Annotated in this window: 12 protein-coding genes; 1 reads left to right on the top strand and 11 read right to left on the bottom strand. The window is 67.0% G+C overall.

Annotated features, from left to right (window positions below; translation table 11 throughout):
- Positions 1 to 555: Rossmann-fold NAD(P)-binding domain-containing protein (locus tag AC1D15_RS09585; protein WP_477825795.1), on the bottom strand; the 555-nt coding region annotated here is incomplete at its 3' end.
- 70 nt (positions 556 to 625) lie between these two features.
- Between AC1D15_RS09585 and AC1D15_RS09580 the strand changes: the two genes are divergently transcribed.
- On the top strand, positions 626 to 1,183 hold the full coding sequence (locus tag AC1D15_RS09580; protein ID WP_477825794.1) for a DUF3617 domain-containing protein: 558 nt from the start codon (positions 626 to 628) through the stop codon (positions 1,181 to 1,183).
- A 54-nt stretch (positions 1,184 to 1,237) separates the two neighbouring features.
- Here AC1D15_RS09580 and AC1D15_RS09575 read toward each other — a convergent pair whose 3' ends face one another.
- From AC1D15_RS09575 to AC1D15_RS09530, 10 genes are all read right to left on the bottom strand, one after another.
- Positions 1,238 to 1,654, bottom strand: coding sequence for a F0F1 ATP synthase subunit epsilon (locus tag AC1D15_RS09575; RefSeq protein ID WP_047501599.1), 417 nt, complete (start codon positions 1,652 to 1,654; stop codon positions 1,238 to 1,240).
- 15 nt (positions 1,655 to 1,669) lie between these two features.
- The gene (gene atpD, locus AC1D15_RS09570; protein ID WP_047501597.1) at positions 1,670 to 3,070 is read right to left on the bottom strand and encodes a F0F1 ATP synthase subunit beta; all 1,401 of its coding nucleotides are present in this window, start codon (positions 3,068 to 3,070) and stop codon (positions 1,670 to 1,672) included.
- 26 nt (positions 3,071 to 3,096) lie between these two features.
- Entirely contained in the window at positions 3,097 to 3,966 is an 870-nt protein-coding gene (atpG, locus tag AC1D15_RS09565) for a F0F1 ATP synthase subunit gamma (protein WP_477825793.1), read from the bottom strand.
- 25 nt (positions 3,967 to 3,991) lie between these two features.
- Positions 3,992 to 5,545 carry a F0F1 ATP synthase subunit alpha gene (gene atpA / locus AC1D15_RS09560; RefSeq protein ID WP_047501594.1) on the bottom strand — a complete coding sequence of 518 codons (1,554 nt, stop codon included), beginning with the start codon at positions 5,543 to 5,545 and terminating at the stop codon, positions 3,992 to 3,994.
- 70 nt (positions 5,546 to 5,615) lie between these two features.
- Positions 5,616 to 6,149, bottom strand: coding sequence for a F0F1 ATP synthase subunit delta (locus AC1D15_RS09555; protein WP_477825792.1), 534 nt, complete (start codon positions 6,147 to 6,149; stop codon positions 5,616 to 5,618).
- A gap of 1 nt (position 6,150) precedes the next feature.
- On the bottom strand, positions 6,151 to 6,621 hold the full coding sequence (locus AC1D15_RS09550; RefSeq protein WP_047501590.1) for a F0F1 ATP synthase subunit B: 471 nt from the start codon (positions 6,619 to 6,621) through the stop codon (positions 6,151 to 6,153).
- A gap of 52 nt (positions 6,622 to 6,673) precedes the next feature.
- Positions 6,674 to 6,937 (bottom strand): F0F1 ATP synthase subunit C, encoded by a 264-nt coding sequence (gene atpE, locus AC1D15_RS09545; RefSeq protein ID WP_047501588.1) that lies wholly within the window; start codon positions 6,935 to 6,937, stop codon positions 6,674 to 6,676.
- Between the two features lie 67 nt (positions 6,938 to 7,004).
- Positions 7,005 to 7,850 (bottom strand): F0F1 ATP synthase subunit A, encoded by an 846-nt coding sequence (gene atpB, locus AC1D15_RS09540; RefSeq protein WP_047501584.1) that lies wholly within the window; start codon positions 7,848 to 7,850, stop codon positions 7,005 to 7,007.
- 19 nt (positions 7,851 to 7,869) lie between these two features.
- Positions 7,870 to 8,343, bottom strand: coding sequence for an ATP synthase subunit I (locus tag AC1D15_RS09535; protein WP_047501980.1), 474 nt, complete (start codon positions 8,341 to 8,343; stop codon positions 7,870 to 7,872).
- Positions 8,344 to 8,472: 129 nt separating this feature from the next.
- The coding region (locus AC1D15_RS09530; protein ID WP_477825791.1) for a glycerol-3-phosphate dehydrogenase/oxidase at positions 8,473 to 9,450 on the bottom strand (978 nt) is incomplete at its 5' end.

Raw genomic sequence — 9,450 nt, 5'->3', positions numbered from 1 at the left:
CTGCGCCGGGTGGCTGATGCGTTCGTGCGCGCCGGCCTGTGCGGTGCGCACGAACACCAGGTGCTCGAAGCCGAGCGCCGCGACCGCGTGCTCGTCGAGGTTGGCGAGGCCGCGCTTCAAGGCATCGGGCAGGCTGGCCATCGTGTGCGGCATCACGACCAGCAGGTGGCGCACGCCGCGTTCGCGCCATTGCGCGGCGATCGCGGGCAGCTGGGCCGGCTCGGGCCGGTAGAACGCCAGCTCGCGGCCATTGGCATGGCGCTCGCGGTCGAACACGATGATGCCGACCGCTTCGTCGCCCGGCGGCAGCTCGGTGCCTGGCGGCCACAGAACAGTGCGCAGGCCGCGCAGCGCGGCGCGCGTGGGCTGCGTGACGAGCACGCTGACGGGGGAAAACGCGCGCACCGACAGCAGGCTCTCCAGCAGCGCCGAGCCCAGCGGCCCGCCGCCACCGGCGACCAGCACGCGCTGCAGTGCGGCATTCACACGCGGCGGCGGCGCATGGCCGGCCCGCAAGGCTTCATCGATCAGCGACATCGCTGCAGTATCGGGCACGGGATCGGCCGCTTGGTGTGACGCCTGCCGCGTGCCATCATCGGCCCACCTACCGCGTCAGGAGATCGCCATGCGCTGCTTCCGCCTTGCGTCACTGGGCCTGCTGTTGTCGTGCCACGGCCTCTGCGTGCAGGCGCAGAGCGCGCCGCCGATCAAGCCGGGGCTGTGGGAGGTGCAGAGCGAACGCCTCGTGAACGGCCAGCCGATGCCCGACATGGCGCAGCGCATGAAGGACATGCCGCCCGAAGCCCGTGCCCGCATGGAGGCGGCGATGAAGGCACGCGGCGGCCCGAACGGCGGCATGAAGATCTGCCACACGAAGGAATCGCTGGACCAGGGCCGCTGGCAGGAGGCGCAGACGCGCTGCAAGACCGATTTCGGCACGCGCAGCGGCAGCGTCTGGAAGTGGCATTCGAGCTGCGGCGAGCCGACCGCCTCGGAGACCGACGGCGAGGTCACGTTCACCAGCCCCGAGAGCTWCGCGGTGAAGACCTCGACGACGATGACGATGAAGGGCCAGGCCCGCAGCACGCAGATGACGATGACGGCCAGGTGGCTGGGCAGCGACTGCGGCACGGTGAAGCCGTTCACGCCGCCGGCCGCACCGGCCGCACCCGCGAAGCCCTGAAAGACGAAACCCGCCGGGCTTGCGCCGGGCGGGTTCGTCGTGAGGCCGTGGGCCTTACTTCTTGCGGTACTTGCGCAGCGCGGCGATCTGGGCGGCCAGGGCCACCAGTTCGTTCTGCGCCTTCGCCAGGTCGAGGTCGCTCTTCGCGTTCTTGACGGCTTCCTCGGCGATCTTCTTCGCCTCGGCCGCCTTGGCCTCGTCCAGGTCCTTGCCGCGGATCGCGGTGTCGGCCAGCACGGTGACCGTGCCCGGCTGCACTTCGAGAATGCCGCCGGCCACGAACACGAACTCTTCCTCGCCGGTGTCGGCGCGCAGGATGCGCACCGCGCCCGGCCGGATGCGGGTGATCAGCGGCGTGTGGCGGGGCAGGATGCCCAGCTCGCCGTTCTCACCCGGCAGCGCCACGAACTTCGCTTCGCCGGAGAAGATGGCTTCCTCGGCAGAGACGACGTCGACATGCAGGGTTGCCATGCTGTTTCCTTCGGATTACTGAATCGTCTTCGCCTTGGCGATGGCTTCGTCGATCGTGCCGACCATGTAGAAGGCCTGCTCCGGCAGGCTGTCGCACTCGCCGTTGACGATCATCTTGAAGCCACGGATCGTTTCCTTCAGCGGCACGTACTTGCCCGGCGAGCCGGTGAAGACTTCCGCGACGTGGAACGGCTGGCTCAGGAAACGCTGGATCTTGCGGGCGCGTGCCACGGCCAGCTTGTCGTCCGGTGCCAGTTCGTCCATGCCCAGGATCGCGATGATGTCGCGCAGTTCCTTGTAGCGCTGCAGCGTGCCCTGCACCTGGCGGGCGACGGCGTAGTGCTCTTCGCCGACCACGTTCGGGTCGAGCTGGCGGCTCGTCGAGTCCAGCGGGTCCACGGCCGGGTAGATGCCCAGCGACGCGATGTCACGCGACAGCACGACGGTGGAATCCAGGTGGGCGAAGGTGGTGGCAGGCGACGGGTCGGTCAGGTCGTCCGCAGGGACGTACACGGCCTGGATCGACGTGATCGAGCCGACCTTCGTGGAGGTGATGCGCTCCTGCAGGCGGCCCATTTCCTCGGCCAGCGTCGGCTGATAACCCACGGCCGAAGGCATGCGCCCCAGCAGTGCCGACACTTCGGTACCGGCCAGCGTGTAGCGGTAGATGTTGTCGACGAAGAACAGCACGTCGCGGCCTTCGTCGCGGAACGACTCGGCAATCGTCAGGCCGGTCAGCGCGACGCGCAGGCGGTTGCCCGGCGGCTCGTTCATCTGGCCGTAGACCATCGCGACCTTCGACTCGGGCAGGTTCTCCAGGTTCACGACGCCGGAGTCGGCCATCTCGTGATAGAAGTCGTTGCCCTCGCGGGTGCGCTCGCCGACACCGGCGAACACCGACAGGCCCGAGTGAGCCTTCGCGATGTTGTTGATCAGCTCCATCATGTTGACGGTCTTGCCGACGCCGGCGCCGCCGAACAGGCCGACCTTGCCGCCCTTGGCGAACGGGCACACCAGGTCGATCACCTTGATGCCGGTTTCCAGCAGGTCCTGCGACGGGCTCAGCTCGTCATAGGCCGGCGGCTTGCGGTGGATCGATGCGGTCAGCTCCTGGCTGACTTCGCCGCGCTCGTCGATCGGCGAGCCCAGCACGTCCATGATGCGGCCGAGGGTCGCGCGACCCACCGGCACCGAGATCGCCTTGCCGGTGTTGCGCACCGTCAGGCCGCGGCGCAGGCCGTCGGAAGAGCCCAGCGCAATCGTGCGCACCACGCCGTCGCCCAGCTGCTGCTGCACTTCGAGGGTCAGGGCCGAGCCCTCCATCTTCAGCGCGTCATAGATCTTCGGCATGGCATTGCGCGGGAACTCGACGTCCACCACCGCACCGATGCACTGAACAATTTTGCCGTCAGCCATGTTTCTTCCTTTGAATCAAATCAGGGTCAGACCGCCGCCGCACCGGCGACGATCTCGGACAGTTCTTTGGTGATCGCTGCCTGGCGGGTCTTGTTGTAGACCAGCTTCAGCTCCGCGATGACGCTGCCGGCGTTGTCGGTCGCGGATTTCATCGCGACCATGCGCGCCGATTGCTCCGAGGCCATGTTCTCGGCCACCGCCTGGTAGACCAGGGCCTCGGTGTAGCGCACCAGCAGCTCGTCGATGACGGTCGGCGCGTCCGGCTCGTAGATGTAGTCCCAGCCGTGCGTGCCCTTGTCGACCACCAGGCTGTCGGCCGCGAGCGGCAGCAGCTGGATCACGACCGGTTCCTGCTTCATCGTGTTGATGAAGCGCGTGTAGCACAGGAACACCTGCTTCAGCTTGCCCTCGGCGTACGCATCGAACAGCACCTTGACGGGGCCGATCAGCTTGTCGAGGTGCGGCTTGTCGCCCAGCTGCGTGGCCTGCGAGACCACCTTCGCGCCGACGCGGTTCAGGAAGCCCAGGCCCTTGTTGCCGATGGCGACTGTCTCGGCGCCCAGGCCCTGCGTTTCCAGCTCGCGCAGCTTGCCGGTGACGGCGCGCAGCACGTTGGTGTTCAGGCCGCCGCACAGGCCCTTGTCGGTGGTCACGACGATGAAGCCGACCGTCTTCGCATCGGCATTGCCGACYATGAACGGGTGCTTGTACTCGGGCGTGGCCGTCGACAGGTTGGCCGCCAGGTTGCGGATCTTCTCGGCGTACGGACGCGCATGGCGCATGCGGTCCTGCGCCTTGCGCATCTTGGAGGCGGCGACCATCTCCATGGCCTTGGTGATCTTCTTGGTGTTCTCCACCGATTTGATCTTGCCGCGTATTTCCTTGCCTGCTGCCATGACGGAGCTCCTTCAGTGGCTGGACTTAGGCGAAGGACTTCTTGAAGGCGGCGACGGCAGTCGACAGCTCGGCTTCGGCTTCCTTGCTCAGCGCCTTCGTGTCCTCGATGCCCTTCAGCAGCGCGGCGTGGCTGGACTTCAGGAACTGGTGCAGGCCGGCTTCGAAGGCCAGGACCTTCTTCACGTCCACATCGTCCATGAAGCCCTTGTTGACCGCGAACAGCGTCGCGCCCATCAGGCTGATCGGCAGCGGCGAGTACTGCGCCTGCTTCAGCAGTTCGGTCACGCGGGCACCGCGGTCGAGCTGCTTGCGGGTCGCGTCGTCGAGGTCGGAGGCGAACTGCGCGAACGCCGCCAGCTCACGGTACTGCGCCAGGTCGGTACGGATACCGCCGGACTGGCCCTTGATGATCTTGGTCTGTGCCGACGAGCCGACGCGCGACACCGAGATACCGGCGTTGATCGCGGGGCGGATGCCGGCGTTGAACAGCGAGGTTTCCAGGAAGATCTGGCCGTCGGTGATCGAGATCACGTTGGTCGGCACGAACGCGGACACGTCGCCGGCCTGCGTCTCGATGATCGGCAGCGCGGTCAGCGAGCCGGTCTTGCCCTTGACTTCACCCTTGGTGAAGGCTTCGACGTAGTCGGCGTTGACGCGCGCTGCACGCTCCAGCAGGCGGCTGTGCAGGTAGAACACGTCGCCCGGGTAGGCTTCGCGGCCCGGCGGGCGGCGCAGCAGCAGCGAGACCTGGCGGTAGGCCACGGCCTGCTTCGACAGGTCGTCATAGACGATCAGCGCATCCTGCCCGCGGTCGCGGAAGTACTCGCCCATCGTGCAGCCGGAGTAGGCCGACACGTACTGCATCGCGGCCGATTCGGCAGCCGATGCGGCGACGACGATGGTGTAGTCCATCGCGCCGTTGGCTTCCAGTGCGCGCACCACGTTCTTGATCGACGATGCCTTCTGGCCGATCGCAACGTAGATGCAGGTCATGTTCTGACCCTTCTGGTTGATGATCGCGTCGATCGCGACGGCGGTCTTGCCGGTCTGGCGGTCGCCGATGATCAGCTCGCGCTGGCCGCGGCCGACCGGCACCATCGAGTCGATGGACTTCAGGCCGGTCTGCATCGGCTGGTCGACCGACTTCCGGGCGATCACGCCCGGGGCGATCTTCTCGATCGGGGCCGACAGCTTCGCGTTGACGGGACCCTTGCCGTCGATCGGCTGGCCCAGCGCGTTGACGACGCGGCCGATCAGCTCGGGGCCGACCGGCACTTCCAGGATGCGGCCGGTGCACTTGACCGTGTCGCCTTCGGAGATGTGCTCGTACTCGCCCAGAATCACCGCGCCGACCGAGTCGCGCTCGAGGTTCAGCGCGAGGCCGAAGCTCGGTTGGTTGTCCTTGGCGGCCGGGAACTCGAGCATTTCACCCTGCATCACGTCCGACAGGCCGTGGATGCGGACGATGCCGTCGGTCACCGAGACCACGGTGCCCTGGTTGCGGATGTCGGTCGAACCGGCCAGGCCTTCGATGCGGCTCTTGATCAGTTCGGAAATTTCAGCGGGATTCAGTTGCATTGCTTTCTCCGGTCCGCGGCACGCTGGCCAGCAGGTTGGAATGCTGTCGCTTCGGGGCGACCCTTGCGGGTCAGGCCGTCAACGCCACCTTCATTTGTTCGAGACGGGCCTTGACCGAGGTGTCGAGCACCTCGTCGCCGACCACCACGCGGATGCCGCCGATCAGCTCGGGCTCGAGCTGCACGCTGGCCRTGAGCTTGCGCCCGAAGCGCTTCTCGAGCGAGGCCACCACAGCCGGCAGCTGGGCAGCATCGATCGGGAACGCGCTGTAGACGGTGGCCTCCGACACGCCCGAGCGCTCGCTGACCAACGCATGGAACTGCACCGCCACCTCGGGCAGTGCGGCCAGGCGTCCGTTCTCGATGACCGCGCGCAGCAGGTTGCGGGTGGTGTCCGACAGCGGCGACTTGACGACCGAGGTGATCACGTCGAACACCTGGTCGACGGTCGCCTTCGGGTTGTCGGCGTACTGGCGCATCTGCACGTTCGCGGCGACGGCCGCGATCGCGTCGAGCTGCTCGGACGCCTGCTTCAGATCGCCCTTGCCGGCAACCTGGAACAGCGCTTCCGCGTACGGGCGGGCGATGGTGGCGAGCTCGGCCATGTCAGAGCTCCGTCTTCAGGCGGTTCAACAGGTCGGCGTGGACGCCGGCGTTGACTTCCTTGCGCAGGATCTGCTCGGCACCCTTGACGGCCAGCGCGGCGACCTGCTCGCGCAGCGCCTCACGGGCCTTCACCGATTCCTGTGCGGCTTCGGCCTTGGCGGCGGCGACGATCTTCGCGCCCTCTTCGCCGGCGCGGGTCTTGGCCTCTTCGACCATCGCCTGGGCCAGGCGCTCGGCATCGGCCAGGCGCTGAGCGGTCTCGTTGCGTGCGGCAGCGAGCTGCTCTTCGACGCGGCGGTTGGCGGCGCTCAGGTCGGCCTTCGCCTTGTCGGCGGCCGACAGGCCGTCGGCGATCTTCTGCGCACGCTCGTCGAGTGCCTTCACGATGGGCGGCCACACGAATTTCATCGTGAACCCGACCAGGATCAGGAACACGATCATCTGCGCGATCAGCGTAGCGTTGATGCTCACGGTGTTGCCTCTGGAACGAATGAGAGGGAGATGTCCGGTGGTCCGGCGCGTCTTACTTCGGCAGGTTGGCGATCTGGGCCAGGAACGGGTTGGCGGTGGCGAACCACAGCGCGATACCGGTGCCGATGATGAACGCCGCGTCGATCAGGCCGGCCAGCAGGAACATCTTGGTCTGCAGTTCGTTCATCAGCTCGGGCTGGCGAGCGGCCGACTCGAGGTACTTGCTGCCCATGATGCCGATGCCGATGCAGGCGCCGATGGCACCCAGACCGATGATGAGGCCGGCGGCGAGGGCAACAAAGCTAATGACTTCCATGGTGACTCCTGTTGAGGTTTGGTAGAAAAAACGAACGAAAGAAGAAAGAACGATCTGCCGCGAAAGATCAGTGGTGGTCGTGCGCCTGGCCCACGTAGACGAGGGTCAGCATCATGAACACGAAGGCCTGCAACGTGATGATCAGGATGTGGAAGATGGTCCACACCGAACCGGCCAGCAGGTGGAGCAGGAACAGCGCGACGCCGGTGCCCGACAGGCTCCAGGCACCACCCAGCAGCGCGATCAGCATGAAGATCAGTTCGCCGGCGTACATGTTGCCGAACAGCCGCATGCCGTGCGAGACGGTCTTCGCGACGAACTCGATCAGCTGCATCGCGAAGTTGACCGGGTACAGGAACCACTTGTCGCCGAACGGGGCCGAGAACAGCTCGTGCACCCAGCCGCCGGCGCCCTTGATCTTGACGTTGTAGAACAGGCAGACCAGCAGCACGCCCAGCGACAGGCCCATCGTGATCGACAGGTCGGCGGTCGGCACGACGCGCAGGTACGGCAGGCCCAGGGTGTGCTCGTTGACCCACGGCAGCAGGTCGACCGGCAGCATGTCCATCGCGTTCAGCAGGAAGATCCACACGAAGACGGTCAGCGCGAGCGGCGCGACCATCCTGCGGCTCTGCGCGTTGTGGACGATGCCCTTGGCCTGGCTGTCGACCATCTCGACGAGGATCTCGACGGCGGCCTGGAAGCGGCCCGGGCGGCCCGACGTGGCCTTGCGTGCGGCCAGCCACAGCAGCCAGCAGCCGACGGCACCGAGCAGCACGGTGAAGAACAGCGAATCGAGGTTGATCACCGAGAAGTCGACGACCCCTTCCTGGTGCTTGTTCTGCAGATGGTGCAGGTGGTGAATGATGTATTCACCGGCGCTTGGGGCGTGCTCTTGGCCTTCGGTCGTCATTCGTGAAACCCTGTATCCATCAACGGCGGCGCCACAGCAGCGCCAACCAGTTCACCTTCATGCACACCACCATCGTGACCAGCAACACCGGCCAACTGAGGTTGGGCACAACTTTTGCTGCAATCACCAGCATCGCGATGGCAACTGCAATCTTCAACATTTCCCAGAACATGAAGCCGACGGCCACGGCCACCGGGTTTCCTGTTCCTCGGGTCATTCCCCTGGCGAGCAATGCTGCCGGAAGAACCACCGCCGCCGCGCCGTACAACGCCGACCAGGCAGCACCAGAATCTTGTCCCATCAATTGCGTCACGACGACCGCGATGGCCGTGCAAAGCAAACCCGCCACCGCCTGCACCGCAACCACCCTCCAGGGCGACACCTGGGGAATTCGTCCTCGCAAGGCCTGCGCTTCTTCTCGCGTCAGGGTCTTGAAAGGCTGGTCGTCGGCGCCATCTTCTTGAGCTACGCCACGGTCGAGGGGTTCGGTCATGGCGGAGAAGACAGTCGTCAGCAGCAAAGCCTCGGGATTATATGGGCAAAGACCCGCGCTCCCTGACACACCCCGACACAGACACCGGGCATGCGGCTGCGGCTTGACTTGGCGCCGTGGCAGATCGCCCTACGGCAGCTCCAGGTAACGGGCCGCCAGCGCTTCGAACGCACCGATCGATGCCGCGGCATCGAAGCCCTCCCCCAGCTCCTCGCGCAGCAACCGGCCCACCTCGGGCGCGATGCGCAGCGCCTCGCGTGCATCGAGGAACAGCAGCCGGCAGCGCCGTGCGAGCACGTCTTCGACGGTGCGCGCCATCTCGACGCGTGCCGCGAAGCGCACCATCGCCTCGGTCAGCCCGCCCTCGCCGTCGCGCCACAGCCAGTGGTCGGCCCCGGGCAGCGCGCGCAGCGCCGGCAGGTCGGTGCCGTAGCGCGCCTCGCCCGGGCTGCGCGTCAATGACACCGATGCCTCGGCCGGCGAGCCCGCCAGCGGCAGGCGCACGGTGACGCCCGCGGGCCGGGCCTGCAGCAGCGCGGCCTCGGCGCAGCGCGCGAGCACGTCCTCGGCCATCGCGCGGTAGGTGGTCCACTTGCCGCCGGTCACGGTGACCAGGCCCGAGCGGCCGACCAGCACGGTGTGCTCGCGCGACAAGGCCTTGGTGTTGCCGCCGTCGTCTTCCGGCGGCTTCACGAGCGGACGCAGCCCGACCCACACCGAGCGCACGTCGGCCCGCGTCGGGGCGCGGCTCAGGTAGCGGCCGGCCTCGCGCAGGATGAACTCGACCTCGTCGTGGAACGGCGCCGGCTCGGTCGCGAGGTCGTCGCGCGGCGTGTCGGTCGTGCCCAGCAGCGTCTTGCCGAGCCAGGGCACGGCGAACAGCACGCGGCCGTCGGCGGTCTTCGGGATCAGCAGCGCGTGGTCGCCCGGCAGGAAGCTGCGGTCGACGACCAGGTGCACGCCCTGGCTCGGGGCCACCATCGGTGCGCGGCTCGGCGTGCCGGGTTCGCGGTCGAGGTCGCGGATCTCGTCGACCCAGACACCCGCCGCATTGACCACGCAGGCCGCGCGCACGCTGAAGCGCTCGCCGCGCTCGCGGTCGTGCGC

The sequence above is a fragment of the Rhizobacter sp. P2_H2 genome (genome assembly GCF_056403375.1).
Note: the sequence above shows the minus strand (reverse complement) of the source record. Positions and strands in the feature narration are given on the sequence as shown.